The following is a 368-nucleotide window of genomic DNA, read 5'->3' on the forward strand; positions in this document are numbered from 1 at the left end:
TTATAGAAAATTTTTCTTCCAAACATATCTTTCAGGGAAAAATATGGCAGAGATAGATACCACAGACCGATTACTGCTGGATTTGCTGCAAATGGATGCCAGTCTGTCACTCAACGATTTAGCCGAAGCGGTTAATCTGACCACCACGCCTTGCTGGAAACGGTTAAAACGGCTGGAAGAAGCGGGGATACTGAAGCGGCGGGTGGCCCTGCTGGATCCGGTCAAATTAGGCCTGTCATTCATTGCCTTTGTACAGATAAAAACCAGCGATCACTCGCAGGACTGGTATCACCGTTTTGTCGCGACCGTGAGTGAATTTCCGGAAGTGATGGAGTTTTATCGTATGGCCGGTGAATATGACTACATGA

The 368-nt window shown here is 46.7% G+C and carries 1 protein-coding gene; it reads left to right on the forward strand.

Going from position 1 to position 368, the window contains the following annotated elements; all coding sequences use genetic code 11:
• Nucleotides 1-43: 43 nt before the first annotated feature.
• Nucleotides 44-368: Lrp/AsnC family transcriptional regulator (locus tag ACYP03_RS24705; RefSeq protein WP_459782484.1), on the forward strand; the 325-nt coding region annotated here is incomplete at its 3' end.

The organism is Photobacterium sp. R1, assembly GCF_054600795.1.